General features: G+C 70.4%; 26 protein-coding genes. 13 read left to right on the top strand and 13 right to left on the bottom strand.

Annotation, left to right across the window (positions count from 1 at the left end; translation table 11 throughout):
* Positions 1-4: 4 nt before the first annotated feature.
* Together ACTWOL_RS10900 and ACTWOL_RS10895 are read left to right on the top strand one after the other, a co-directional pair.
* The gene (locus tag ACTWOL_RS10900) at positions 5-808 is read left to right on the top strand and encodes a class I SAM-dependent methyltransferase (RefSeq protein ID WP_474296419.1); all 804 of its coding nucleotides are present in this window, start codon (positions 5-7) and stop codon (positions 806-808) included.
* On the top strand, positions 805-1896 hold the full coding sequence (locus ACTWOL_RS10895; RefSeq protein ID WP_474296418.1) for a prenyltransferase/squalene oxidase repeat-containing protein: 1092 nt from the start codon (positions 805-807) through the stop codon (positions 1894-1896). Before ACTWOL_RS10900 ends, ACTWOL_RS10895 begins: the two co-directional genes overlap by 4 nt.
* A gap of 54 nt (positions 1897-1950) precedes the next feature.
* On the opposite strand, the gene ACTWOL_RS10890 is transcribed toward ACTWOL_RS10895, so the two are convergent.
* Positions 1951-2244, bottom strand: a complete 294-nt coding sequence (locus ACTWOL_RS10890) for a hypothetical protein (RefSeq protein WP_474296417.1) — start codon at positions 2242-2244, stop codon at positions 1951-1953.
* Positions 2245-2464: 220 nt separating this feature from the next.
* Here ACTWOL_RS10890 and ACTWOL_RS10885 point away from each other — a divergent pair, with 220 nt between their 5' ends.
* Together ACTWOL_RS10885 and ACTWOL_RS10880 are read left to right on the top strand one after the other, a co-directional pair.
* Positions 2465-3040 carry a hypothetical protein gene (locus ACTWOL_RS10885; RefSeq protein WP_474296416.1) on the top strand — a complete coding sequence of 192 codons (576 nt, stop codon included), beginning with the start codon at positions 2465-2467 and terminating at the stop codon, positions 3038-3040.
* A gap of 237 nt (positions 3041-3277) precedes the next feature.
* On the top strand, positions 3278-4162 hold the full coding sequence (locus ACTWOL_RS10880; protein ID WP_474296415.1) for a hypothetical protein: 885 nt from the start codon (positions 3278-3280) through the stop codon (positions 4160-4162).
* 131 nt (positions 4163-4293) lie between these two features.
* On the opposite strand, the gene ACTWOL_RS10875 is transcribed toward ACTWOL_RS10880, so the two are convergent.
* Positions 4294-5805 carry an alpha/beta hydrolase gene (locus tag ACTWOL_RS10875; RefSeq protein WP_474296414.1) on the bottom strand — a complete coding sequence of 504 codons (1512 nt, stop codon included), beginning with the start codon at positions 5803-5805 and terminating at the stop codon, positions 4294-4296.
* A gap of 192 nt (positions 5806-5997) precedes the next feature.
* On the opposite strand from ACTWOL_RS10875, the gene ACTWOL_RS10870 reads away from it, so the two are divergent.
* The 3 genes from ACTWOL_RS10870 to ACTWOL_RS10860 are packed head-to-tail and all read left to right on the top strand — an operon-like array spanning position 5998 to position 7564.
* Positions 5998-6615 (top strand): hypothetical protein, encoded by a 618-nt coding sequence (locus tag ACTWOL_RS10870; RefSeq protein ID WP_474296413.1) that lies wholly within the window; start codon positions 5998-6000, stop codon positions 6613-6615.
* A 24-nt stretch (positions 6616-6639) separates the two neighbouring features.
* Entirely contained in the window at positions 6640-6789 is a 150-nt protein-coding gene (locus ACTWOL_RS10865; protein WP_474301141.1) for a transposase domain-containing protein, read from the top strand.
* 52 nt (positions 6790-6841) lie between these two features.
* On the top strand, positions 6842-7564 hold the full coding sequence (locus ACTWOL_RS10860; RefSeq protein ID WP_474296412.1) for a hypothetical protein: 723 nt from the start codon (positions 6842-6844) through the stop codon (positions 7562-7564).
* A 161-nt stretch (positions 7565-7725) separates the two neighbouring features.
* Here the strand turns inward: ACTWOL_RS10860 and ACTWOL_RS10855 are convergent, their stop codons facing one another.
* The 9 genes from ACTWOL_RS10855 to ACTWOL_RS10815 all read right to left on the bottom strand — a co-directional run bounded on the left by ACTWOL_RS10855 (position 7726) and on the right by ACTWOL_RS10815 (position 16935).
* Positions 7726-8529, bottom strand: a complete 804-nt coding sequence (locus ACTWOL_RS10855; RefSeq protein ID WP_474296411.1) for a YVTN family beta-propeller repeat protein — start codon at positions 8527-8529, stop codon at positions 7726-7728.
* Between the two features lie 431 nt (positions 8530-8960).
* Complete coding sequence (locus ACTWOL_RS10850; protein ID WP_474296410.1) at positions 8961-11054, bottom strand: bifunctional polysaccharide deacetylase/glycosyltransferase family 2 protein; 2094 nt, start codon at positions 11052-11054, stop codon at positions 8961-8963.
* Positions 11051-11518: a hypothetical protein gene (locus tag ACTWOL_RS10845; RefSeq protein WP_474296409.1), complete on the bottom strand. Its 468-nt coding sequence runs from the start codon at positions 11516-11518 to the stop codon at positions 11051-11053. The genes ACTWOL_RS10850 and ACTWOL_RS10845 overlap by 4 nt, the downstream gene beginning before the upstream one ends.
* Before the next feature lie 98 nt (positions 11519-11616).
* Entirely contained in the window at positions 11617-12627 is a 1011-nt protein-coding gene (locus tag ACTWOL_RS10840; protein ID WP_474296408.1) for an LLM class F420-dependent oxidoreductase, read from the bottom strand.
* Positions 12628-12763: 136 nt separating this feature from the next.
* Positions 12764-13567 carry a hypothetical protein gene (locus ACTWOL_RS10835; RefSeq protein ID WP_474296407.1) on the bottom strand — a complete coding sequence of 268 codons (804 nt, stop codon included), beginning with the start codon at positions 13565-13567 and terminating at the stop codon, positions 12764-12766.
* A gap of 455 nt (positions 13568-14022) precedes the next feature.
* Positions 14023-14535: an allene oxide cyclase barrel-like domain-containing protein gene (locus ACTWOL_RS10830; protein WP_474296406.1), complete on the bottom strand. Its 513-nt coding sequence runs from the start codon at positions 14533-14535 to the stop codon at positions 14023-14025.
* A 295-nt stretch (positions 14536-14830) separates the two neighbouring features.
* Positions 14831-15739, bottom strand: a complete 909-nt coding sequence (locus ACTWOL_RS10825; protein ID WP_474296405.1) for an N-acetylmuramoyl-L-alanine amidase — start codon at positions 15737-15739, stop codon at positions 14831-14833.
* 53 nt (positions 15740-15792) lie between these two features.
* Complete coding sequence (locus ACTWOL_RS10820; protein WP_474296404.1) at positions 15793-16446, bottom strand: class I SAM-dependent methyltransferase; 654 nt, start codon at positions 16444-16446, stop codon at positions 15793-15795.
* A 72-nt stretch (positions 16447-16518) separates the two neighbouring features.
* Positions 16519-16935 (bottom strand): ATP-binding protein, encoded by a 417-nt coding sequence (locus ACTWOL_RS10815; RefSeq protein WP_474296403.1) that lies wholly within the window; start codon positions 16933-16935, stop codon positions 16519-16521.
* A gap of 90 nt (positions 16936-17025) precedes the next feature.
* On the opposite strand from ACTWOL_RS10815, the gene ACTWOL_RS10810 reads away from it, so the two are divergent.
* The 4 genes from ACTWOL_RS10810 to ACTWOL_RS10795 all read left to right on the top strand — a co-directional run bounded on the left by ACTWOL_RS10810 (position 17026) and on the right by ACTWOL_RS10795 (position 19773).
* Positions 17026-17874: a helix-turn-helix domain-containing protein gene (locus tag ACTWOL_RS10810; RefSeq protein ID WP_474296402.1), complete on the top strand. Its 849-nt coding sequence runs from the start codon at positions 17026-17028 to the stop codon at positions 17872-17874.
* Positions 17834-18109, top strand: coding sequence for a DUF397 domain-containing protein (locus ACTWOL_RS10805; RefSeq protein WP_474296401.1), 276 nt, complete (start codon positions 17834-17836; stop codon positions 18107-18109). Before ACTWOL_RS10810 ends, ACTWOL_RS10805 begins: the two co-directional genes overlap by 41 nt.
* Positions 18110-18219: 110 nt before the next feature.
* Positions 18220-19404 (top strand): permease, encoded by a 1185-nt coding sequence (locus tag ACTWOL_RS10800; protein WP_474296400.1) that lies wholly within the window; start codon positions 18220-18222, stop codon positions 19402-19404.
* Positions 19405-19491: 87 nt separating this feature from the next.
* Entirely contained in the window at positions 19492-19773 is a 282-nt protein-coding gene (locus tag ACTWOL_RS10795; protein ID WP_474296399.1) for a hypothetical protein, read from the top strand.
* 258 nt (positions 19774-20031) lie between these two features.
* Here the strand turns inward: ACTWOL_RS10795 and dacB are convergent, their stop codons facing one another.
* Together dacB and ACTWOL_RS10785 are read right to left on the bottom strand one after the other, a co-directional pair.
* A complete protein-coding gene (gene dacB / locus ACTWOL_RS10790; protein ID WP_474296398.1) occupies positions 20032-21363 on the bottom strand; it encodes a D-alanyl-D-alanine carboxypeptidase/D-alanyl-D-alanine endopeptidase in 1332 nt (443 codons plus the stop codon).
* Positions 21364-21759: 396 nt separating this feature from the next.
* Positions 21760-22119, bottom strand: coding sequence for an RNHCP domain-containing protein (locus tag ACTWOL_RS10785; RefSeq protein ID WP_474301140.1), 360 nt, complete (start codon positions 22117-22119; stop codon positions 21760-21762).
* 584 nt (positions 22120-22703) lie between these two features.
* Here ACTWOL_RS10785 and ACTWOL_RS10780 point away from each other — a divergent pair.
* Complete coding sequence (locus ACTWOL_RS10780) at positions 22704-22973, top strand: hypothetical protein (protein ID WP_474296397.1); 270 nt, start codon at positions 22704-22706, stop codon at positions 22971-22973.
* Positions 22974-23345: 372 nt separating this feature from the next.
* On the top strand, positions 23346-24701 hold the full coding sequence (gene eccD / locus ACTWOL_RS10775; protein WP_474296396.1) for a type VII secretion integral membrane protein EccD: 1356 nt from the start codon (positions 23346-23348) through the stop codon (positions 24699-24701).
* The last annotated feature ends 5 nt before the right edge of the window (positions 24702-24706 follow it).

The raw sequence follows: 24706 nt of genomic DNA, 5'->3' as shown, positions 1-24706 counted from the left end.
CCCCGTGCTGACCGTCGACTTCTCCCGCTTCCCGCTCGCCCCGGGCGACCGTGTGCTCGACCTGGGCTGTGGGGCGGGGCGGCACGCCTTTGAGTGCTACCGCCGTGGTGCGCAGGTCGTCGCGCTCGACCAGAACGGCGAGGAGATCCGCGAGGTCGCCAAGTGGTTCGCGGCGATGAAGGAGGCCGGCGAGGCTCCCGAGGGCGCCACCGCCACCGCGATGGAGGGCGACGCGCTCAACCTGCCCTTCCCCGACGAGTCGTTCGACGTCGTGATCATCTCCGAGGTCATGGAGCACATCCCGGACGACAAGGGTGTGCTCGCCGAGATGGTCCGGGTGCTCAGGCCCGGCGGCCGGATCGCCGTGACCGTGCCCCGCTACGGGCCGGAGAAGATCTGCTGGGCCCTCTCGGACGCGTACCACGAGGTCGAGGGCGGGCACATCCGCATCTACAAGGCCGACGAGCTGCTCGGCAAGGTCCGCGAGGCCGGGCTCAAGCCGTACGGCACCCATCACGCCCATGCGCTGCACTCGCCGTACTGGTGGCTGAAGTGCGCGTTCGGCGTCGACAACGACAAGGCGCTGCCCGTGCGGGCGTACCACAAGCTCCTGGTCTGGGACATCATGAAGAAGCCGCTGGCCACCCGGATCGCCGAGAACGCGCTCAACCCGCTGATCGGCAAGAGCTTCGTGGTGTACGCGACGAAACCGCACACCCCCTCGCTCGGCGACGTCCGGCCCCAGTCCGAGTCGACGTCCCACTCGAACTCCGAGTCCGAGTCCGGTTCCGCGGCGGCCGCCCAGTGACCTCACCGGGGAGGACCGAGCACCTCGTCCTGCCGGGGGTCCTCACGGCCGCCGAGGCCGCCGAGACCGTCGCAGGCATCCTCGCGGTCCAGCGTGAGGACGGGGCGATCCCGTGGTTCCGCGGTCACCATCTGGACCCCTGGGACCACACCGAGGCGGCGATGGCACTGGACGCCGCCGGTGAACACACGGCAGCGGCACGCGCCTACGAATGGCTGGCACGGCATCAGCTGGCCGACGGTTCCTGGTACGCCGCGTACCAGGACCGCGCCGACGGCGTGGACACCGGCGAACCGGCCGACCGCAGCCGCGAGAGCAACTTCTGCGCCTACATCGCCGTCGGCGTCTGGCACCACTATCTCGCGACCGGTGACGACGCCTTCCTCGACCGCGTCTGGCCCGCCGTGTACGCCGCCGTCGAGTTCGTGCTGCGGCTGCAGCAGCCCGGCGGCCAGATCGGCTGGAAGCGCGAGGCGGTCGAGGACGGGGATGCCCCCGTCACCGACGCGCTGCTTACCGGCAACTCGTCGATCTACCACGCGCTGCGTTGCGCCCTGGCGATCGCGGACGAGCGCGAAGAGCCCCAGCCCGACTGGGAGTTGGCCACGGGCGCGCTCGGACACGCGATCCGCTGCCACCCCGAGCGGTTCCTCGACAAGTCCCGCTACTCGATGGACTGGTACTACCCGGTCCTCGGCGGCGCGATCACGGGGACCGAGGCGAAGGCACGGATAGAGGAGCGCTGGGACGCGTTCGTGGTGCCCGGGCTAGGCGTCCGCTGTGTGCTGCCCAACCCCTGGGTGACCGGCGGTGAGAGCTGCGAACTGGCCCTCGCGCTCTGGGCGATGGGCGAGTCGGACCGGGCGCTGGAGATCCTGCAGTCCATCCAGCACCTGCGCGCCGACGGCGGGATGTACTGGACGGGTTACGTCTTCGAGGACGAGGCCGTGTGGCCCGAGGAGCTCACCAGCTGGACGGCCGGCTCACTGCTGCTCGCGGTGGCCGCCCTGGGGGGAGACGAGGCGACCACCGCGGTGTTCGGAGGGGACCGGCTGCCGCGAGGGCTCGACCCCGAGTGCTGCCAGTAGCGGTGCTGTGAATGGCGGTGCTGCGGTGCTGCGGTGCCGTGAGTGGCGGTGCCGTCAGTGACGGCGCAGGCGGCCCGCCACGGCGTGTCCGATGAAGAGGTACACGATCGCGGCGAGGCCGTAACCCGCCACCACCTGCGCCCAGTCCGCGTCGAAGGTGAAGAGGTCGTAGGACCAGCCGGCCAGCCAGCGTGCCGTTTCCTGGAGGAACTCCACCAGGTCGTTGGCGCGGTTGGCGTCCAGCAGGTACATCAGGATCCACAGGCCGATGATCGCGGCCATGACGTCGGCGACGATGACGATGATCCTCGCCGCCTGGTGCGTGCCACTGCTCTGTCGTGGGGACATGACGACCGGTTTGCCGTTTCTCCCTAAACCAAACGCGGCATCCGCAACCGTACGGGCCCTCCGTCGCCGCTCGGTGAGGTGGGGAACCCGTCCGGTGCTATAGGGAACCCGTCCGTGGCTTCGGAACGGTCCGGGGTCACCCGAGTGGCGGAACCCCCGGCGCCGGGAGAAGCTGGCGCGAGAAGCAGCCTCGGGGAGGGGGGAGGCAAGGAGGTGCGCCATGCCCGCTCCGGATGTCCGAACCCGCCCGAGTGCCCGGCGGCTTCCCCTGCGGCGTGCGGCAGCGGCGGTGCCGCTGTGCTGTGCCCTGGTCGTCACCACCGCGGCCTGCGGCGGTGACGGCAGTGCGAGCGGCGCGACCACGCCGAGCAGCTCGGTACAGGCGCAGAAGTACGCCAAGGCGCGGTTCGTCGCCAACGCCGGGCTCGCGGCGGGCGCGACGTACCAGTGGATCGTGAAGCCGTACCGCGCGGGCGCGTTCAAACAGGGCGCCGAAGGACGCAAGCTCGCCCTGGTCAAGGCCGGGCTCGCCGGCACGTTCGCGTACAACCGGCTCCACGCGGCTCTGAACAACGCCAAGGCCGACCCGCTGCTGTCGAAGGCGGTGGCACCGCTGACGGCCGGGATCGAGTCGCTGAAGGGCCTGGGCGGCAAGTTGCGTAAGGGCCAGGCGGGCGACGCCGACATCGCGGCCGCGCAGAACGTCATCCAGGACGTCAAGGACGCGGGCCTCAGCGCGGGTGCCACGGTGAAGGACCGGGTGCCGTCGGTGGGGCAGCTCGGTGGAGGCGGCTGAGACCCGGCGGCAGGGAAATACGTCGAAGTCCGCGGCGTACCCCTCTTACGATCGAGGGGAGTTCAGAGGGCCGGGCGCCGTGGCGCCGCACCGTCCGGCCGTTGCCGAGGGCGAGCCGGGGGCAGTGTGAAGTGGCGTTGGGGTGGTTGGGGCAGGAAGGCAGACCGCGAGAGACCCGGGGATGTGTCCCCGTCCACGACGAGTTGGGGAACGCCTGAGACCGCCGGGCAGTCAGCCGTGAGAGCCGCGGAGGAAGCGGCGGAACGGGCCGCGGAGGAAGCCGCGGAGAGGGCGGCGGACGAGGAGGTCGCGCAGGCGGCCGACGAAGCCGAGCGCATCCGCAGGGCGGGGGCCGCCGCGAAGCGGAGGTTCACCGGCCGGCGGGGGACCGGGAGCGGTGAATGGCAGCCGTGGCTGAGCCGTTCGCCGCTGGGCATCGACCTGAAGGTCTGGTGGATGTACGAGGCGGACCTCCGCCGCCGGCTCGGCGACCGCACCTACCAGGACCACTTCGCGCATCTGCTCTCCGAGGCCTCACCGCGCGACTGCGCGGCGCTGTCGCTCGGCTGCACCCGTCGCATCGACCGGCCGTGCCGTGAGCCGGAGACCTGCGCCCTCGACCCCGACCTCTCCACCAAGCGCCTCAGGCACCGCACGGGCCCGCTCCCGGGGGCCTGCGACTCGTTCGTGGACTTCCACGACTTCGCGCTCAACGTGGACTTCACCACCGACGACCGGCACCGGGCCGTGCTCATGCGGAACGAGGATTTCGGCGGCAGGATGAGCCTGTGGGTCGACGGCGTGCGGGCGGCGCACGACGCCTCGCTGGACTGGAGCGGCTACTGGGTGGACGACCGGTACTACGTCGTGCAGGCCGAGGGCCCGGAGGACCACCCGGAGCAGCACCTCACCATGGGCGGCCTGTGCTGCAACATCATCTCGCTGGTCGTCCACGACGCCGAGCGGGTGGAGACGCGGGTGCTCGTCCCCGGGGCCACGGAGATCTGGACGGATCCCCGTGTCTGGCAGCACGGCGACACCCTGCATGTGTACGCGGACAGGGAGGCGAGCGAGGCCGAGCGGCCCGACCGGGTGCTTCCCGTCGTGCCGCCCACGGACTGACCGCCGCGACCGCCGCGACCGCCGTGACCAGTGATCAGTGATCAGTGATCAGCGACCAGTGGCATGTGACCAGTGACATGTGACCGGTCGGACCCAGCAGCGGTCGTCCGACAGGCCCCGGGTGTCTCCGCTCAGTTCGCGCAGTGGGTGTCCCGCTCCGGCCGCTCGCCCGTCGTCAGGAACCGGGTGACCGTCCGGTCGCCGCAGGCATTGCCGTTGCCCAGGTACATTCCGTGGCCGCCCTGTTCGACCGTGACGAGACGCGCTCGTTCGCCGAGGGCCCGGCGCATCCTCAGGGCGCCGAAGTACGGGTTGGCGGGGTCACGCAGGCTCTGGACCATCAGGATGTTGGACGGGCCCCGGGAGGTGATCCGGGTGGGCTTGTCCACCGGTGTGTTCTTCCAGAAGGCGCAGGGCGTGATGTTGGCCGGCATCCCCGCCGTCAGCGGATAGCGGGCGCGGTCGGCGGCGACGTCACGTGCGTACGAGGCGGGGGTCCCGCGCCAGCGTACGTCGTTGCAGAGCACGGCGATCGTGACCGCCGCGTCCGCGTCCGGCAGGGAGTTGGCCAGCTCGCCCGGAAGCGCGGGCCTGCCTTCCGGCTGCCCGGCCTCCTGGATGAGCCGGGCCAGCTGGGGGAACGAGCCGTCGCTGTACAGGGACAGCTGGACCGCCTGCCGCAGCATCGTGCCGGTGAGCGGGACACCCGGCGTCTGCGTCTGCTTCGGCTCCCGGTCCAGCTTCGCGGCCAGCCCGAGGACCAACGGCAGCACGTCCTCGCCGCGTTCGGCCAGCCGCAGACCCCCGTAGGGGGCGGGCGGGTTCGCCGCCCACGCGGCGAAGTCCGGGAACCTCTCGTGCGCGGCCCTCGACATGTTCGCCAGCCAGCCCTGCTCGAGGCGCTTGGGATCCGGGTCGCCGGTGCTGTCCAGGACCCAGCGGTCGGTGCGCCGCGGGTACTTCTGCGCATAGACGGCAGCCACGTAGGTCCCGTACGAGACGGCCCAGGCCGACAGCTTCTCCTCCCCCAGCGCCTGCCGCAGCCGCTCCATGTCCCGCACCTGGTTCCCGGTGCTGAAACTCCGCAGCACCGCGCCCCCGTTGCGCTCGCAGGCCTCGGCGGTCCGCCGGGAGCGGGCGACGTTCTCCGTGATGTCGCCGTCCGGCCCCGGCCAGGCCCGCAGGGCCACGAGCCGGCGGTCGGCCTCGTCGATCCCGCAGCTCGCCTTCGTGCTGCCCCCGACCCCGCGCGGATCGAAGCTCACGAGGTCGTACGCGCCATCCGTCCGTGCCGCGAGTGCCTTGCCCTTGTCCGTCAGGCGGCGCACCCCGGAGCCGCCCGGCCCGCCCGCGAGTACGAGCAGCACCCCGCGCCGTGCCGAAGGCCGGTCGCTGCGCACACGGGACACGGCGAGCTCCAGCTGGGGGCCGCCCGGGTCACGGTAGTCGACCGGTACGGGCAGGGCGGCGCACTCCTGGCCCTCCGGACCACCGGCCTTGGCGCAGGGGTGCCAGACGAGTGCGGGTACGGCGCCCGCCGACGGCTGCGCCTGGGCCAGGGGGGCGGACGATGCGGTCAGTCCGGTCGCGACCGCGGCCGCGGAGAGGGTGAGGACGAGGGCTCTGTTTCGGTAAGTCGTCATGTTTCCAGGGTGGTTGAGGGGACTTCCGGATCCCATGGAGCAGGCATGACGATCACGGTGGGGCTGGCCCCCGCAGGAACCCGCAAGAGAGCCACCGCAAGCAGAGCGGGTGCCCCTCCTGCCACCCTGCACAGCCCGACCTTGCGTGCGCGCTGCCTCGTTAGACTCACCCGTCGGTGAAAGGAGTTGCGCATGGGGCGGGCGAGGCAGCTGCTGCTGTGGTTCGGATTCTGTGCGGGGTGCGCGGCCGGTTCGGCGGCGCTCGGCTATGCGAACGCCGCGGGACCGCTGAGCCATGGGCTGCTGCGCGGTATCGCCCTGCTGTCGGCCTGGTTCGTCCTGCCGCTCGCCGCGCTGCTGGTCCCGCTGTTCACCATGACGTGGGTGCCGCTGAGGGAGCGCAAGCCGGCCTGGCAACTCGTCGTCACGGTCATCGTGGGCGTCGCGCTGGGCGTCCTCGGGAACGAGGCCGGCGAGCAGACGGCGCTGAGGGAGCGGGGCCGGTGGACCGAAGCCGTGGTCGTGGACAAGGAGAACGGCAAGACCGACCGCTGCACCCTGCGAAAGCCCTCCGGGGAGCGCATATCACCCGACCTCTCCGAAGGGGACGGCTGCCGGGAGTACGTGGGGCCGGGTGCCACCCTCACCGTCCGGTACGACCCCGAAGGGGCGGCCTCTCCGGTCACACACGAGAAGTCCGCCTCCTACGGCGGCTACCTCGCAGGGCTCATCGTGCTGAATGTGGCGATGGGCACCTGGGGATGCATGCGCATGCACCGGGACAGGCCGCAGCTCGCGATGCCGGCTTAGGTCCAGTGTCGGTGACTTGGGCGGCTGTGCCTCGTTGTCAGCCGTCTGCTGCCGGCGCGGGTGGTGGTGTACTTCCTCCTCGCGATGTGCCTGTTCTCGGCCAGGGATACGAAGAGGTGCCCCGGCTGCTGGGCGAGCCCGATACGACAGCACCAGCTAACAAAGCACTACTAATTCGTATCAGTCATACTGCATCGTCCAACACGTGTGAGAGGCACCAAAGAACATGTCACTCGAGAAGTCCGAGACGGGTGGGCGGGGTCCCGGGCTGACCCTCACCGCTGCCGGGATCACCTTCGTGACCCTGCGGCTGTTCGCGGTGTCCGGCTACAACTGGCACACCGCGTTCACCGTACTGCACACCCTCGACATCGGTGACAGCATCAGCCTTGTCCTCGGCACGGTCATGGCGGACTCGCTTGCCTCGGTGCTGTTCCTCGCGATCCTGGTGCCGTTCGCTCTGTTGCGGGTGGTGTTGGAAAGACAGCAGGCGCGACAGGTCATCGAACAGGCGCGGGAGGAGGGGCGGCCGCCTGAGCGCCCGGACGCGTTCGGACTCCTGCTGCTGCTGAGCGCGCTGGTCGTTGTCGTGTCCTACCTCGTGACCTTCCACAGCTGGTGGCTGGTGTTGCTCCTCGCTGCCGCCTGCGGGCTGGTCTTCGCGATCGGGCGCGGCGTACGGGCGGGCGGGAGAGTCCGGCGGACCACGCTCTGGGTCACTCGTCACCTCTCGGCCCTGACCATTCTCACGATATTGCTCGGAGCGGCGACCCTGCGTACTCCATGGGTCCCGATGGAGCGGATAGAACTGCGCGACGGTCGGGAGGTGATCGGCTACGTCATGGAGACGGAACCCGGATTCCTGATCCTGCTGACCGAGCACAACCGCGAGATGCGCATAGTGAGAGACGATGACGTCGTATCGCGCGACGAGGCCACGAGCCACTAAGCCTGTCTCCTTGAAAGCCATGGGCGCCATTCCCAGGGGGCGGACGATGGGTTCGCGCGCTACGTGGTCGGGGCCGCGCCATTCGGGGATGGCGCGGCCCCTCCTCCTTTTCCTTCTTCCGCCTGGTGTTCCTGTCGTGCGTGCTGTCCCCGGCGGGACGTTCAGTCGTGGTGTGGCTGTTGCTTCCCGGACACACCGACACCGTGCCCGGTGTCGTGCTTGCCGGGTCTGCGCTTCTTGTCGTGTCTGCCGTGGTGGTGGTGCTGCCTTTCGCAGTGTTTGCTGCGCTTGATGGTGTCGGTGTCGGTGTCGGCGTCGGGATCGCTGCCGCCTCCGGTGACCGTGACCGTGTTGGTGACCTGCTTCGGCGCCCTGCAGGACGCCTTGACCGCGAGCGTGATCGGCGGGTAGCTACCGCCGGGGGCGAGGGTGTCGCCGCGGGTACAGGTCAGTGTGGCCAGGGTGCAGGCCCATCCGGTGCCGCTGAGCGAGAGGGGGGTCAGCCCCGTGGGCAGGGTGTCGGTCACGGTGACGGTGGTGGCGTCGGTCGGTTGGTTGCCGTTGTTGGTGACCGTGATCCTGTAGGTGTTCTTCCTGCCCCGGAAGAACGCGCCGCGGTGGGTCTTGGTGACGGTCAGGGAGGGGGACGGCGTGATGGCCACAACGTACGGGCTGTTGCCGACGGGGATGGTGGCGGTGACCGTGTTGGTGGCCGTGTTGATGACCGACACCGTGGCCGAATTCTGATTGGTGACGTAGGCGCGGGTGCCGTCGGGTGTGATCGCCACGCCGTACGGGCTGTTGCCGACGGGGATGGTGGCGGTGACCGTGTTGGTGGCCGTGTCGATCACCGAGACCGTGTCCGACCCGAAATTGGGGACGTAGGCGCTCGGCGTGGGGGCGGCCGCCAGCGCCGGGGCCACAGCCAGGACCGGCAGGGACAGTCCCGCCAGTATGGCCAGCATGGCCAGGACCCCGGTGACCAGCCGCAAGATGCCGGGCGCGGCCTGCTCCTGTCCGGTGCCGGGCCGCCCCGCGGCCCGGGTTGCTTGCCCGTATGTGGGATCACGAACGCCTCGTTTCGTCGGGAAAGGCGGCCGCGGCCGGGCATACCGTGGGCGCCGACAGCGCGCCGCAGCCACACATGACATGTGACTGCACGTCACTCTAGGTAGCTCGTTGTGGACAGGGTGGTCAGCGCTCCGCAACCACAGTGCTGTGACAATCCGTTGGGCGCACACCGCATACGACACGATCGACTGACCGTCGGACCGGCGTGTGGTGGCCGGCCCAGTCCGGCGTCCCGGCTCGTGCAGGGTCGCCGTTTGGTGTCTCGCGCGGCCCGCGGTGCGGGGGAAAGAATCGGTCGATCAGGACGCCGCGGGGATCGGCGACGTCACATGGGGACGGTGCGGCGGTCCTCCATCGCGTCCGTCGCCGAGCCGTTACGGTGCATCCGCTGCCATCGCAGGCGGTTGCCCACCAGCGCTGTGACCACCGACTGGACGACGACGAGATACATCAGCTGGCGGTAGACGAAGATCTGGAGCGGCAGTGTCCACAGGGGCTCGAACTTCTCCCGGTCCAGCCGCAGCGCGTACACCGCGCTGAAGACCTGGACCGCGGTGAAGGCGAGCCAGACGGCCAGCGCCTGGTGTGCTCCCCGGAAGAGCAGCCCGTACAGCGCGAAGACGTCGACGAGCGGTGCGAGCAGCGGCAGGACGGTCTGGAACAGCAGGAGGTAGGTCAGGCCGCGGCGACCGAACTTGCCCGCCGCGCCCCGTTCCAGCAGTGCGCCCCGGTGTTTCCACATCGCCTGCAGGGTCCCGTAGCACCAGCGGTAGCGCTGCTTCCACAGCTGGCCCACCGTCGAAGGGGCCTCGGTCCAGGCGATGGCCGACTCCTCGTAGACGACGCGCCAGCCGGCCCGGCACAGGGCCATGGTGAGGTCGGTGTCCTCGGCGAGGGTGTCCGCGCTGACGCCGCCGACAGCCAGGAGCGCTTGGCGGCGGAATGCCCCGATCGCGCCTGGAACGGTCGGCATGCACTCCATGACGTCGAACATACGGCGGTCGAGGTTGAAGCCGATGACGTACTCGAGATGCTGCCAGCGACCCAGGATGCCCTGCCGGTTACCGACCTTGGTGTTACCGCTGACCGCGCCGACGCGCGGGTCGGCGAGCGGCTGGATCAGGTTGAAGACCGCGTCCGGCTCGAAGACGGTGTCCCCGTCGACCAACACGACGATGTCGAAGTGGGCCCAGGCGAGTCCCGTGTTCAGCGCGGCGGGCTTTCCGGCGTTGGCCTGGCGGATCACCATCACTCTGCGGTCGTCGATGGACTCGGCGATCTCGAAGGTCCGGTCGGTGGAGCCGTCGTCGACCACGATGATCTGGACGGCCTGGTGGGTGGAGGCGAGCAGCGAACGCACGGTCGCGTCGATGCCCGCCTCCTCGTTGTATGCGGGGACGATCACCGTGACCGGGTCGGTGAGGGGCGGCGGGACCGGGGAGCGCCGGCGCCGTGACCGGGAGCGTCCGGCACGGACCCGCTTCACATGCACGCGCGCGACGGTGAACAGCATCAGCAGCCGTATGCCGGTGATCACTCCGGCCGCCAGCAGAAGCCAGGACAGGGCGTCGGCGAAGGCATGTGACAGCTGCTGGGCCCGGACGACCGCGGCGCCCTTCCACTCCGCGGTGGTGGAGACCCGGTAGGTGGTGCCCCGAAGACCGAGACCGCCACCGACCGTCGTGTACGCGGTCCGGTCGCCGCGCGGCCGGGACAGCAGCCGTTCGGTCTCGGCGAGGGCAGCCGTTGAGCCGGCGATCTGCCGGACGGCACCCTTGGCGGCGTCGCGGCCGGGTGCGTCCGCCGCGACCAGGACGTAGCCGTCGGCGATGGCGTTCCGCGCCGCCTCGGCCATGTCGCCGCAGAGGGTGTTCACGCCCGCGGCGTGCGGCAGGCGCAGGAGGTGGGTGCCGATGCCCGCGGTCCCCGCGAGGGCGTTCTGGGTGAGTGCGAGCTCGAGCTGCGTCCGGGGTCCGGAGACACCGGCCAGATTGGCGTCGGTGTACGTGTGGGAGCCGATCTCGTGGCCCTCGTTCCTGATCCGGCGCACCAGGTCGGGGTGGGCCGCGGCCTCGGTGCCGGTGAGGAAGAAGGTCGCCTTGGCTCCGTGCCGCTTCAGCAGCTCCAGCAGGGCCGGGGTCCAGGCGGGGTCGGGGCCGCCGTCGTAGGTGAGTGCCACGGTACCGGGACGCATCCGGGTCGCCACGGTCTCGCCGGTCCCGGGGGCCCGGCGCAGGACGGGCCCGTCGGCGAACTCGGGATCCGCGATCGTGGGGCACCGCTTGCCGGGTGCGGCGGTCGGGGCTATCTCGTGACGTGCGTATCCGCTGAAGAGCAGAGCGATGGCGGCGACGGCCAGCGTGAGGCTGAGGAGCAGCCAGTGGGCGCGCGGGTCGCGGCGCAACGCGTGGCGGGTCACTTCGGACCCTTCCCCACCCCGCCGGGGCTGTGCCGAGGGGCGTCGCCGGAGTTGCCGGGAGGGGCGCTGGTTGCGGGGGCCGTGGTGGGTGCGGTGGTGGTGGTCGGGCTGGGCGCACCGGCCGTTCCGGTGTCGGCGTCCTCGACGGGGGTGACCGCCTTCGCAGGGGTGGAGGCCGTCGGCGGCGCGGGGTCCGGGACCTTTGCCTCGTCCCCGTCGGCTTCACCGCCGGAGGGCTCGCTCGGCTCATCCGCGGACGGGGTCCGCTCGGCCGTGGGGCCCGGACCCTGTCGACTCTGGCCCCAGGGCAGTGGCCCACCGGCCGGTCCGGCACCGACGAGTCCGGCCAGGATGACGCCGACAAAGCAGACGCACGCGGCACCGACGGCAACCGACGCACATCGTATGAGGCGGCGTCGACGGCCCGAGGTGTCGACGAACACGGGCTTCTTCTGACGAGTCACAGCGGCGCATCTTACGGAGGTCTTACCTCCGCATCGCAACTGACGGTCATATCCGGCATTCCGCCTCAGTTTTGTGATAGACGACGGTTTGGTACCACTCAGCCGTTCAGCTCGGCCAGCACCCGCAGTGTGTCCGGGTCCGGAGCGGTCAGCAGCAGATCGGTGACCGGGCCCTTGCGCCACAGCTCCAGCCGCTCGGCGATGCGTTCACGCGGTCCGACGAGCGAGATCTCGTCCGCGAAGGCATCCGGTACGGCGAGCACCGCCTCCTCGCGGCGGCCTTCGGCGAACAGCCGCTGGATGTGCCGCGCCTCGTCCTCGTACCCCATGCGCGCCATCAGGTCGGCGTGGAAGTTTCGTGCGGCATGGCCCATACCGCCGATGTAGAAGCCGAGCATCGCCTTCACGGGCAGCAGCCCCTCGGCGACGTCCTCGCAGACGGCCGCCCGTGCCATCGGCGCGATCATGAAACCGGGCGGGACCTGCTCCAGGGACGCCTGGTACACATCCGTCCGCAGCGGTGACCAGTACAGCGGGAGCCAGCCGTCGGCGATCCTCGTCGTCTGGGCGATGTTCTTCGGCCCCTCGGCGCCCAGCAGGACGGGCAGGGTGCTGCGCAGGGGATGGGTGATCGGCTTGAGCGGCTTGCCGAGGCCGGTGCCGTCGTCACCCGTGTACGGCAGGGCGTGGAAGCGTCCGGCGAGCTCGACCGGCCCTTCGCGGCGCAGTACCTGACGGATGACGTCCACGTACTCCCGGGTGGCGGTCAGCGGGCTCCTCGGGAAGGGCCGCCCGTACCACCCCTCCACCACCTGCGGCCCCGAAAGCCCGAGCCCGAGCATCATTCGCCCGCCGGAGAGATGGTCGAGGGTCAAGGCGTGCATCGCCGTGGCGGTGGGGGTGCGGGCCGCCATCTGGGCGACCGCCGTACCCAGCCGGATCCGGGTGGTGTGTGCGGCGATCCAGGTCAGCGAGGTGAAGGCGTCGGAGCCCCAGGCCTCGGCGGTCCATACCGAGTCGTAGCCGAGCCGCTCGGCCTCGCGGGCGAGTTCGAGATGGGCGGGGTTCGGGCCGCGCCCCCAGTAGCCGAGTGCGAGTCCGAGCCGCATACCCCGTCCCCTTTCTGACGACCAGTCAGCTCGCGGGTGTGCGGCGACTGTACGCCAACGGCCCCCCGCCCGGAAGGGCAAGGGGCCGCGGGATGCCTCGGGACGGCTCGGGACGGCTCGGGAACGGAGGGGAGTGTCAGCCTCGCTGGATTCCCGACGTGTCCTGCAGGACGCCGCGACGGCCGTCCTGCGTCTGGGCCACCAGGGACTGGCCGCGCTGCTCGACGGCGAGGTACCAGGTGCCGGGGGCCAGTTCGGCGATCGGGTTCATCGAGCCGTCCTCCGCGTACAGCGGACGGGCCACCGGCACCGCGAACCAGAAGGGTGCGAAGTCGCCGGCCGGCGCCGGGCCGCCCTGCTGCGGCTGCTGCCCCATGTGCGCGGTCGGCTGGCCGCCGCCGAAGGGCTGCTGCTGGGCTCCGGGGTACCCGTAGCCGCCCTGCTGCGGGGCACCCGGGTAGCCGTAGCCGGCCTGCGGCTGGCCGCCGCCGTACGGCTGCGGGGTCTGGGGGCGCGGGGCGGGCAGCAGCGGAGCCTTGAGCGCGGGCACGAGCGGCGTGGCGACTGCGGCACCGGCCAGGATCAGCGCGGCGATCAGGCCGAGGATGAGCGCGCCGCCCGCGCCCTCCGCCTCGAAAATCCACATCAGCAGCTGCCAGGCCGTGGCGATCGTGAAGGCGGTGCCGATCTGGGTGAGCTCGAGACCGGCGACCTTGCGCGGCTGCGGCTCCGGCAGTACGCGCGCGACGACGATCAGCGCGGCGCCGACGATGCCGAGGAAGAAGGTGCCCCAGCCCAGGTAGGACCACTGCCAGGTGTTGGGCACGGCGTCGCACAAGGTACCGGAGCACTCGGCGATGTTGAGGAACGAGGCGATGAACAGCACCACCGCTGCTCCGATTACCACGCCGTCGCCTCGAGTGAGGGAGCGGATGTTCACGTCTGGGTCCTTAGTCGGTTATCGCGTCATGGCGGAGGGCTGATGGGCTGGTATCAGAGGTGCGGTCCCTCATCATAGGGTCCAACCTATCGCCGACCGCCGGGACCTCGGACCCGGTTGAATGCGGTCAAATGACTGATCGTTGGCGAAGTCGACCCGGCGGTGCGACGGCGGGGCGCCGGTGCCGGGCCCGCGGCGGTCCCCCCTGACCGCCGACCTCCACGGGGGTTTCACGGGGACTTCACTCGCGCATGTGTCCGGCGGCGTGATGACCCGCCGGCACCACACCACACCACACCACACCACACCAGAGCGCACCGCACCGGGCGTTGGCCCCTGCTGTATACGGGTGTTGCACACGGGCTCAGCAGGACCCCGACTCCCCCTGGGCATGACCTCTGCCCCCGGGCCGCACGTCGGTTGGCCCGGGGGCTTCGTCTCCACTCGGCTCCAGGTCAGCGGATGAGGTGGACGGTGACCTCGGTGTCGGTGTTGTTGATGTTCAAGGCGCTGATGTAGCCGTGTGCCGTGCGGTAGGTCCCCGTGCCTCCTGTGATCGCGAAGATGATCGGGCCGGTTCCGGGAGGAAGGGTGAACACTCCCTGCATGGTGAGCTTCCCCTCGGGCAGGGAGAGGGTGACCTCGCACTGGAAGTCGCGCGTATTGGGTGCGGTGAAGCGGGTCACCGTGCAGACCTCGTCGAATCGGCCCACCGTGACGTTGGACCGAAGGACGCTCCCGCTGACGATGAGCTCGTCCCCCTGGCTGCTCCCGGGAGCGCCCAGGTCGAGGAAGGCGGTCTGAGTCGTCCTCGTCAGCAGCTCGAAGACGACCTCCTTCGTCTTGTCGCGCGGAGGCTTGGGGTCGTTTCCGTTGGTCGGCGAGGCGGCCGATGCCACGGAAGCACAGCAGAGGAGTGTGGCCAGGCCCGTGGCCGCGCTCAGACCAAGACGTGCTATTCGGCGCATGATGCGTCTCCTGATGAGGAACGGGGGGCACATGACTTCATGTCACGTGAAGTGCTGCTTTCCCGGTCAGCATCCGATGGACGGCACGACCCAGCGACTTCACGCGGGCATCCAGGTGAGGTGAGTGCACCGTCGGCGCAATGCGGCGGACGGTGCCCTGTCCCGGCAGATGCAGGGGGCCCGCACCACGGCCACCCGACCACGGTCGTCGCCCGGCCCCCGGTAGCGCCGAGGGCCGCGCGCGCCCGTGCCCACCGTCACCCGGCGAGGCCGCAGAGCGGTGCGTACGTACCTCTCAGTGCCGCAGATAGGAGCGGATGCCTTCCGCCATTCCCTGTGCCGCCTTCTGCCGCCATTCGGGGCTCTTCAGCAGTGCCGCGTCCTGCTTGTCGCGCATGTTCCCGCACTCGACGAACACCTTCGGGACCGTCGACAGATTCAGACCGCCCAGGTCCTCGCGTACGTCCAACCCGGTGCCCATGCCGACGTAGTTGGAGGGCGCGCTGCCCGTCGCCTTGGTGAAGGCGGCGGCGACGCGCTCGCCGAGGTCGCGTGACGGACCCACGATCCGCGCGGTGTCCGCCTCCCCGCCCTTCACCTTGGCCGGGAGGATCACATGGAACCCGCGGTTGCCGGTGGCGGAGCCGTCCGCGTGGACGGAGACCACGGCGTCCGCCCCCGCCTTGTTGCCGAAGCGGGCCCGCTCGTCCACACAGGGGCCGTACGGGCGGTCGCCGTCCTGGGTGAGCCGGACGGTCGCGCCCTGCTTCTCCAGCAGCGTGCGCAGACGGTGGGCGACGTCGAGGGTGAATTCCGCCTCGCTGTAACCGTCGTTGGTCGCCGTCCCGGTGGTGTCGCATTCCTTGCGGCCGGTGCCGATGTCCACCTGCTTGTTGATCTCACGGCTGTGCCGGGCATTGCCGGTGTTGTGGCCGGGGTCGACGACCACGACCTTCCCGGCGAGGGGGAGGGCCTGCGCGGACGGACCCGCCGGCGCGGGTGCCGGGGTGCGGCCCGCCGGGGACGTGGTGCCACGGGGTGACGGCGTGCGCTCCGGGGAGCCGCCGAAGCCGCCGCATCCGGCCAGGCAGCCGGCCGCTACCGTGCCCACGGCGATGAGGGCCCCGGCCCGGGCCGCACGGCGGCGTGGCGCGCCGTTCGGCCCGTACGACGGCTCACCGACCGGGCTCGGCGCATTCGGCACGTTCGGCTCATTGACCGGGCTGGGCGTGTTCGGCACGTTCGTCGGCATCCCGCTCAGATGCCCGGCCCGGTGCGGCGCAGCACCCGCAGCGAATCGGTGGCGGACATCTCGGTGAAGGCGCCCGAGGCGAGAGCCCGCAGGTAGATGCGGTACGGAGCCTGACCCGTCCACTCGTCCACCGGGTCGGGGAAGACGTCGTGGATCACCAGCAGGCCCCCGTCGGCGAGGTGCGGCGCCCAGCCCTCGTAGTCGTTCGTGGCGTGCTCGTCGGTGTGGCCGCCGTCGATGAAGACCAGCCCGACCTCGCCGCCCCATACCTTCGCGACCTGCGGCGACCGCCCGACGACCGCGATCACGTGCTCCTCGAGGCCCGCCTTGTGGAGCGTGCGGCGGAAGGTGGGCAGCGTGTCCATGAGGCCGATCTCGGGGTCCACGACCGTCGGGTCGTGGTAGTCCCAGCCCGGCTGCTGCTCCTCGCTGCCCCGGTGGTGGTCGACGGTGACGGCGACGGTCCCGGCCTCGCGGGCCGCGTCCGCCAGCAGGATCGTGGACCGCCCGCAGTACGTCCCGACCTCCAGCAGCGGCAGCCCGAGCGCCCCGGCCTCCACGGCCGCCCCGTAGAGGGCGAGCCCTTCGCGTACGGGCATGAAGCCCTTGGCGGCCTCGAAGGCGGCGAGGGTCTCCGGCTTGGGGGCGGCGGGGGCCATGGTTCCTCCGGCTCGGGCGGCGGTGGCACGTGTGCTGTGCCGGGCTGGGCTCACATGGTAGGCGGGGCAGGTTCAGGGCTTCGCGTCGCACTCGAACCAGACCGTCTTGCCGCCCGGCCGCTCCACCGTCCCCCACCGGTCCGTCACGGCCTCGACGAGCAGCAGACCCCGTCCGCCGTCGGCGAGCACATCCCCGCCGCGCACCGGCCGGACCGGGTGCGGACAGCTGTCCGCGACCTCGACCCGCAGGCCCTCCGGCTGCCTCAGGATCAGCGTGGTGCACTGCCTGCCGGGCACATGCCGGACGACGTTCGCGACCAGCTCGGTCAGCGCCAGCCCGGCGGGATCGGTCAGCTCGGCGAGGTCCCAGCGGTCCAGGAACATCCGCAGGATGCTCCGCAGATGCCTGGCCGAATGCTCACCGACGGTGATGCCCATGCGGTAGCAGCCCGCAATGTCCCCTGGTGAGCGGTCAGTTACGTGATTCATGTCACCAGGGTGCAGCTGGGCGACTACGCTCGGCTACCTACCGAAACGAACGCCGCACGGCGTGAGCTTGCATGAGCTGGGGGCTGCCTCATGGCCAATATCCGTGACCTCGATCCGAGCGCCTCACCGCTGGACTACTACGGGTCGGAGCTGCGCAGGCTGCGCGAGGAGGCCGGGCTCAAGCAGGGCGAGCTGGGCGGCTGCGTCTTCTGTACGGCGTCGCTGATCGGCCAGATCGAGACGGCGCGGAAGGTGCCGACGCGGGACTTCAGCGAGCGGGTGGACGCGGCGCTGGGGACGGGCGGGGTGTTCTCGCGGCTGGTGGGGCTGGTGCTGCGGAGCCAGCTGCCGACATGGTTCCAGCCGTACGCGGAGATGGAGGCGAAGGCAGCCTATATCTCCACCTACCAGCCGCAGTTGGTCTACGGGCTCTTACAGACGAAGGAGTACGCACGGGCGGTGCTGGGCGTACGGGGCGGGGAGAAGGTCGACACCAATGTCGCGGCCCGGATGGAGCGGCAGCGCATCCTGGACCGCGAACACCCGCCGCTCATCTGGGTGGTGATGAGCGAGGCCGTGCTGCACCAGGAGATCGGCGGTAGACGCGTCATGCGCAATCAACTCGCCCACCTGTTGGGTCTGGGTAGACGGGAGTGGCTCAAGGTGCAGATCCTGCCCTTCAGGGCGGGAGCCCATGCGGGCCTGATGGGAGAGTTCAATCTGCTGCGGTTCGATGGGGACCCGGATCTGGTCTATACGGAGGACTTCATCCAGGGCCATATGACGGCCAATCCTGAAGCTCTCAGGGAGGGTTCGCTCCGTTACGATCACTTGCAGGCCGCCGCTCTCTCCGTGGAGGATTCGGCGGCACTGATCGCCCGCGTAATGGAGGAACGCTATGGACACCATCCAGACCCTGACGGGCGCAGCGTGGCGTAAGTCGTCCTACAGCGGTGACACCGGCGGCAACTGCATCGAGTGCGCCCCCTTCGGTGACGTAGCCTGGAGCAAGTCGTCGTACAGCGGTGACACCGGCGGCGACTGCGTCGAGGTCGCCTCCCAGCCCTGCCGTATCGCCGTCCGCGACTCAAAGAATCCGGAGGGCCCGGTCTTCGCCGTCGCGCCCACCGCCTTCGCGGCGTTCGTCACGGCCGCCGCCGGAGGCAACCTCTGACGCACGGCTGACGTCCACAGAGGTACGCGGGCCGCCATCCGGGGTGGGTGGGCGGCCCGCGGCCGTGTCAGCGGGCGCCCTTCCGAGCCCGTAGCGCCAGGCTGTGCGGCATGGATGCCGCAGTCGACGCCGTGCTGCACGCCCTGGCCCTCACCGGGTCCATGGCGTGGGAGATCACCTGGGCCCTGATCCTGGGCTTCGCCCTGTCCGCCGTCGTCCAGGCCGTGGTCCGCAAGGCCACCGTGGTGTCGATGCTCGGCGACGACAGCCCGCGGAGCCTCGCGACGGCCGCGGGCCTCGGTGTGGCCTCCTCGTCGTGCTCGTACGCGGCCGTCGCGCTCGCCCGCTCCCTGTTCCGCAAGGGCGCGAACTTCACCGCCGCGATGGCCTTCGAGATCGCCTCCACCAATCTCGTCGTGGAGCTCGGTGTCATCCTGGCGCTGCTCATGGGCTGGCAGTTCACGGCGGCCGAGTTCGCGGGCGGACCGATCATGATCGTGGTGCTGGCGGTGCTGTTCCGGCTGTTCCTGCGCGAACGGCTGCTGCGGGAGGCCCGTGAGCAGGCCGAACGCGGACGGGCGGGCTCCATGGAAGGCCATGCGGCGATGGACATGTCCATCCCGAGCGAAGGCTCCTTCCGGAGCCGGTTGCTGTCGGGGCCGGGCTTCACCGCCACCTCGCACGTCTTCGTCATGGAGTGGGCGGCGATCATCCGCGATCTGGTGCTGGGGCTGCTGATCGCCGGGGCGGTCGCCGCGTGGGTGCCCGACTCCTTCTGGGCGGCGTTCTTCTTCGAGGGGCACCCGCTGGCCGCGAAGCTCTGGGGCCCGATCATCGGGCCGCTCGTCGCCATCGCCTCGTTCGTCTGCTCGGTGGGCAATGTGCCGCTCGCGGTGGTCCTCTGGAAGGGCGGGATCAGCTTCGGCGGGGTGATCGCCTTCATCTTCGCCGACCTGCTGATCGTGCCGATCCTCAACATCTACCGGAAGTACTACGGGGCGCGGATGGCCGCCTTCATCCTGTGGACCTTCTACGCCTCGATCGTCGCCGCCGCGTATGTGGTCGAGTTCGTCTTCGGCGCCCTCGGGATCATCCCGGACAACGCCACCGCGAAGATCCCGGACGAGGGTGTCTCCTGGGACTACACGACCTGGCTCAACATCGCCTTTCTGCTGCTCGCGGCGGCCTTCGTGGTGCGCTTCCTGCGCACCGGCGGGCTCGGCATGCTCCGCGCGATGGGCGGTGGCCCGCCGGCCGCCGAGCAGGGCGCCGGAGCAGGGCCGGGCGGGGGCTGACACCCCGCCCACGGGTGCGCACGGGAGAATTGGTCCACCATGGTGTCACCCCCGAATGTTCGACCCCGGCACCATTGCGGAGGCGCCATGGACACGTGGGCGACGTGGACCACCCAGGGAATCATCGCCGGCTCGGGCGGCGTGATGACTACCGAGGGCGGTCCCATCACCGGAGACCTGACGGTGCACACCACCTGGATCGACGGCCAGGCCCAGGTGACCGTGCAGCACACCGGCGCGTCGGAGTGGTACGCCGTGCAGGGCAGTCCCGTGGCCGCGGCCGACGAGAACGTCGGCCGGGCCGTGCACCAGGCCGCCGTGGAAGCGGTCAGGGAGGGCGGCGGCACCTCGTTCCACTTCCCCGTCTGACGGCCCACTTCCCCGTGTGACAGCGTTCCTGCCCGGCGGTGTCCCTGTCCGACGGCGTTCCTGCCCGGCGCTGTCTCTGTCCGACGGCGGCCTTTCCCTCAGCGGTCCATCAGCGGTCCATCAGCGGTCCGTCCGCCGCCGGGCGCCCGCCGCCGACGGCAGAGGCCCACACCCCGGCCCTCGGCGGCGGGCTCACGCCACGGAACGTACGCCCGGCACAGCGGCGTCACGTCCGGCGCGTTCCTGCGCGGACAGGAATCAGGCCCAGCAGCCGTTGACCGTCGCCGCCAGTCCGTCGACCGCGTCCTTGATGGCGGCCGGATCGGCCTTGGAGTCGTTCTCGACGAAGGAGAAGACCTTCCACTTGCCGTCCTGGCCCTGCGTCATACCACTGAGCGCGATGGCGCCCGTCAGCGTGCCCGTCTTGGCGCTGACCTTGCCGACCGCGCACTTCGAGTTGGCGTCGTCGAAGCGGCCCAGTGCCGTGCTGAGGGTGCCGTCGGCCTCTCCGGCGACCGGCAGGCCCTTGCGCACAGCGCCGAGCGTGTCCGCGTTCTCCGGGTCGGTGGTGAGGTCGAGGATGCGGGCGATCGTGATCGCCGGCATGCGGTCGTCGCGGGAGAGACCACTGCCGTCGTGCTGCACGTAGCCGTCGAGATCCACCCCGTACTGCTTGCTCAGGATTTCGCGTACGGCGTCGGAGCCGCCCTCGAAGGTGGCCGGGCGATCCATGGCGATCGCGGTCATCCGGAACAGCGTCTCGGCGATGTTGGCGTCGCTCTTCTTGAGCATCTGGTGGACCGTCTCGGCCAGCGTGGGGGACTGGTGCTGGGCCACGGGGAAGCTGCTGGCGCAGGCCTTGCCGCGGGTGACGTCGCCGTTCACCGTGATGCCCTGGGCCGTGAGCTGCTTGGCGAAGGCCTGGCCGGCGTCGATGGAGGTGTCCATGACCGCGTGGCCGTCGACGACGAGCGACCGGACGGGGGCGACCTCGGTCGGGAGGTAGTCCTGCTTCCAACCCTTGGCCAGGGACGGCTCGGCGAAGAGGCTGTCGTCGACCTGCACCTTGACCTTGTCGACGCCCGCGTACTTGAGCCCGGCCACGGCGGTCGTGGCCAGCTCCTTCAGGTCGGCGCTCTTCAGCAGCCGGTCGCCGCCGCCGACGAGCGTGAGGGTCCCGTTGCCGTAGACGACCTTGGTGGTGAACCGGTGCTCGGGGCCCATGGCGGCGAGCGCGGCCGCGGCGGTGGGCAGCTTGGCGTTGGACGCGGGCATCAGCGCCGTGGACTCGTTGTGCCCCCACAGCGCCTTGTCGGACTCGGCGTCCATCACGAATCCGCTCAGATTCGTGCCCAGGCGCGGGTCGTTGATACGGGAAGTGAGGTTCGCGGCCAGCTTCTCGTCCGACGTACCGCCCTTCTTCCCCTTCTTCCCGTTCATGTCCTTCGCGTCCTTGCCGGAAGGATCGGGGACTGACGCGACGGCGGCCTTGTCGGCGGCGAAGGCCGACCCCGACGCCCCGGCGACGACGGTTCCCGCGACCGGCACGGTCACGGCGAGGACGAGCGCACGGCGGGCTGCCGAACTCATCCTTCCGGCCTCTGACTTGTCCTTTCGGTGGCGCGGCGCGCGGCGTCCCGTGGACGCGGCTGCCGGGCTCTGCGATGCGTGATCCATGCTCGTGTGTACTCCACGAAATGAGGGGGGAAATGTACTTTTTGTGCCGTGACCGTCCATGGGAGGCCACGACGGCACTACGGGCGGAGGAGTACACCGGTTCACTGCCGCCGCGTCCGACGGCATGACCGGCCTGGACCACGGACGCGGTACGCGCCGTGTGCGCGGGCGGCCGAGCGGGTGTCGTGACGCGGTCCGGGCGTCGCGGAGCACCGGTCGTTGTCGGTTGCCGAACGGCTGTGCAGCGCACGGGTGTTGACCGTGAGCGCAGAGAAGCGGCTCCCGCCGTGGGCGGGAGCCGCAGGGGCGTCAGGCGTGTGCCCGGCGCCGATTCGTCGGACCGGCTGCGTCATGGCCGCGGCGCATGAGCGCGAGGACGGCGTCGAGGTCATCGCCTTGACGCGGGTCGTCGGCCATGCGGTTGCGGCGGCGGGTGCCGCAGCCGGTGCAGCGGTGGACGATCATGTAGCCCTTGGCGGAGTGGTGCTCGACGGCCACCGGGCGCATCAGCGCGCGGCAGTCGGCGGCCCGGTCTCCGGGCGAGATGTCCACGTGCAGCGAGTACAGACAGTGCGGGCAGTGGTTGCGGTAGCTCCCGTTGACCAGTGCCGCGACCGTCCTGCCGCAGTTTCCGCAGGTGAAGCCGGTGTTTTCGGTTGTTCTGCTGATGGTGCCGCTCCTCGGCGAGTCGAAGGGGTCTTCAACTCGGAGGCGCAGGGTTCCGTTCGCTCTTCCCCTGCCGTGGCAGGGGTCGCAGGCTCGACCGGGGAGTGACGCGGTTCACCGCCGCACGGGGCAGGCGATTACTTCCGGCTCCAGCTTCACCGGAGCGCGCATACGGCTCCGGATCCGGACCACGACCGGGGTTGTGTATTTGTCCCGGCCACTGTCACGCGGGTGCTCCACGTGCCGCCGGTAGGTGTCCATCCGGTCTCACTGCCGTCGGCGTCGTCCCCCGTCAGACGGCATCAGCAGCGGCATGCTTCATCGTGATCACGCCACCTCCTTGCTCTTCCGGGCCTCCGCGGCGCCGGTGGCCGCGGGGTCTTTCTTCAGCTTAGGCCGGGGCCGGTGGCCATCGGGAAGAGTGCTGGTCAGGTGGCCTCTGCGGACCGGGGTGAGTGAGGGGCGCAGGCCGGCGGGTGAGGGGACGCCGACGGCCCCCGGGGTGTGCTGACACGCACCCATGTTCTATGTTGCAGAGGCCAAACAAGGGGGATTTCGCGTGCGCGGGCAGGGGTGACGGGCCACGGATGGCACGGGATTACGACAGTCAGCTGCTGGAGTCGGTTGCGGTACGCCGACGCAGGATGAGGGACGCGCTGCTGTTCGGCGCACAGCGCGCACGGCGCACGGCGGACGAGCGACTCGGGAAGATGTTCGCGGGGATCGCCATCGCAGCCGTGCTGTGCGCGGGATGCGTCGGCTGGTCCTTCCTCCAGCACACCCTGGCGAAGCAGAAGGCCGAGCAGAAGAAACAGGAACAGCGCTACGAGCAGCCGGTGAAACCGCCGAAACCGTAGTACTCCGTAGAACTCTGCAGAATCCACAGAATCCACAGAACTCCGCGGAACTCCGAAGAACCGGAACGGTTCGGAGCAACTCGGTTACTTGTGCGAAGAGTTGGCGAAGTGCGAAGCCTTCCCCGGAAAGAGGGGAAGGCTGCCGCCGTGCGGCTAGGGGTTTCTGATGGATCTCCGTGGAGGAAGGAGCGGCGTCCGGTGCGTGCTCTCGGAGTGCCGGCTGGAAGCCCTCGTACTGGACGTACTTGGGCTTTCGGCCGGTGCGGTGAGAGTGAGGGCCGGGCGTCGCGACGCCGCGGAGATCCATCAGAAGCCCCCAAGCCGCCTGACTGGCCCGAAAGTCCTCGACTCCGCGATGGTAGGTTCCCGTAAGTGGTGAGCACAGCAACGACTTCCCGGGCGCAACTGAGCCGGGTGACCCTGGTCGGCGAGCGACGCCGGGCCGATATCGTCCTGCCCTCCGACGCTCCGATCGGCCAGCTGCTCCCGGACATCCTGCAGTTGCTGGACGACCGGGCCGCATCGCGCCCGCTGACACGGCAGTTGGTCACCTCCGACGGCTCGGCACTCCCGCACGACAGCACGCTGACATCGGCCGGCATCGCCGACGGCGCCGTACTGCGGCTCGTCCGGACCCACTCCGCGCCACCCGCGCCGGTGGTGCACGACGTCACCGACCAGGTGGCCGACGACCTCGACCTCCAGGCCTGGCGCTGGCGTCCCGCCGCACGCCGGGCGTCCGCGGGCGTGGCGACGATCGCCTTCGCGGCCGTCGCCGCGCTGCTCGCCCGCGAGGAGTTCGCGAAGGACGCGCTGGCCGCTGCCCTCGCGGCCGTCACGGTCGCCCTCATGGCGGCGGGTGCGCTCGTCTCCAGGATCGGACAGGGAAACAGGGGGCTGGCGACCGCCCTCCTGCTCGCCTCCGGTGTGCTCGGCACCCTCGCGTCGTGGACCGCTGCGGATGCGTACGAGTGGCCCGGAACGGCACGGCTCGCCGCGGTCGCGGGCGCACTGGCCCTGACGCAGCTGCTGCTCGGCTACTTCTCGCCGCTCGGCCGGGCCGGTCTCATCGGCGCCGTGACCACCGCCGCGATCACGGCCGTGTGGGAGAGCGTCGCCGCCGTCCAGCCGGACCCTGCCCGGCTCGGCGCCGTCATGGCCGTGTTCTCGGTGGTCCTTCTTGGCCTGTTGCCGAGGCTCGCCCTCATGGCGTCGGGACTCACCGCACTCGACGACCGCCGCTCGGCGGGCGCGTCCGTCAGCCGCCACCAGGTGAACAACGCACTCGCGGCCACGCATCGCGGCCTCGCGCTCGCGACGACGGTCACCGCGGTGTCGGCGGCCTCCGCCGGCTGGCTGCTCACCCTGGCGCAGGAACCCACCGTATGGACGGTGGTGCTCCCGTCGCTGGTCGCCGTGGTGCTCCTGTCGAGGGCGCGGGCCTTTCCCCTGGTCGCCGAGGTGGTGGCACTTCTCGTCGCCGCGGCCTTCCTCGTCGTACGCCTGGTGATGCTGTGGATGGGGCATGGCGGGGGCGGCGGGCCACTCGCCGTGGTGTGCGCGGCCGCGGTACTGCCCCTGGTCGCCTTGGCGGTGCAGCCGCCCGAGCACGTACAGGTCAGGCTGCGGCGCATGGCCGATCTGGTCGAATCCATCGGCATGGTGGGGCTCTTCCCGCTCGCCGTCGGTGTGTTCGGCGTGTACGGGCAGTTGCTCAACAGGTTCTGAGTCGA

The organism is Micromonospora sp. IBHARD003, assembly GCF_056106285.1.
The sequence above is the reverse complement of the archived record's forward strand: the minus strand, read 5'-3'. Positions and strand labels throughout refer to the sequence as shown.

Excerpts from the sequence above, each read along its gene's own strand:
- ACTWOL_RS10820 (WP_474296404.1), bottom strand. The coding sequence starts at position 16,446 with ATGGCCCCCGCCGCCCCCAAGCCGGAGACCCTCGCCGCCTTCGAGGCC.
- dacB (WP_474296398.1), bottom strand. The coding sequence starts at position 21,363 with ATGAGTTCGGCAGCCCGCCGTGCGCTCGTCCTCGCCGTGACCGTGCCG.
- ACTWOL_RS10855 (WP_474296411.1), bottom strand. The coding sequence starts at position 8,529 with ATGCTGGCCATACTGGCGGGACTGTCCCTGCCGGTCCTGGCTGTGGCC.
- ACTWOL_RS10800 (WP_474296400.1), top strand. The coding sequence starts at position 18,220 with ATGGATGCCGCAGTCGACGCCGTGCTGCACGCCCTGGCCCTCACCGGG.
- ACTWOL_RS10780 (WP_474296397.1), top strand. The coding sequence starts at position 22,704 with ATGGCACGGGATTACGACAGTCAGCTGCTGGAGTCGGTTGCGGTACGC.
- ACTWOL_RS10885 (WP_474296416.1), top strand. The coding sequence starts at position 2,465 with ATGCCCGCTCCGGATGTCCGAACCCGCCCGAGTGCCCGGCGGCTTCCC.
- ACTWOL_RS10805 (WP_474296401.1), top strand. The coding sequence starts at position 17,834 with ATGGACACCATCCAGACCCTGACGGGCGCAGCGTGGCGTAAGTCGTCC.
- ACTWOL_RS10890 (WP_474296417.1), bottom strand. The coding sequence starts at position 2,244 with ATGTCCCCACGACAGAGCAGTGGCACGCACCAGGCGGCGAGGATCATC.
- ACTWOL_RS10830 (WP_474296406.1), bottom strand. The coding sequence starts at position 14,535 with ATGCGCCGAATAGCACGTCTTGGTCTGAGCGCGGCCACGGGCCTGGCC.
- ACTWOL_RS10795 (WP_474296399.1), top strand. The coding sequence starts at position 19,492 with ATGGACACGTGGGCGACGTGGACCACCCAGGGAATCATCGCCGGCTCG.
- ACTWOL_RS10875 (WP_474296414.1), bottom strand. The coding sequence starts at position 5,805 with ATGACGACTTACCGAAACAGAGCCCTCGTCCTCACCCTCTCCGCGGCC.
- ACTWOL_RS10840 (WP_474296408.1), bottom strand. The coding sequence starts at position 12,627 with ATGCGGCTCGGACTCGCACTCGGCTACTGGGGGCGCGGCCCGAACCCC.
- ACTWOL_RS10815 (WP_474296403.1), bottom strand. The coding sequence starts at position 16,935 with ATGAATCACGTAACTGACCGCTCACCAGGGGACATTGCGGGCTGCTAC.
- ACTWOL_RS10810 (WP_474296402.1), top strand. The coding sequence starts at position 17,026 with ATGGCCAATATCCGTGACCTCGATCCGAGCGCCTCACCGCTGGACTAC.
- ACTWOL_RS10870 (WP_474296413.1), top strand. The coding sequence starts at position 5,998 with ATGGGGCGGGCGAGGCAGCTGCTGCTGTGGTTCGGATTCTGTGCGGGG.
- ACTWOL_RS10860 (WP_474296412.1), top strand. The coding sequence starts at position 6,842 with ATGTCACTCGAGAAGTCCGAGACGGGTGGGCGGGGTCCCGGGCTGACC.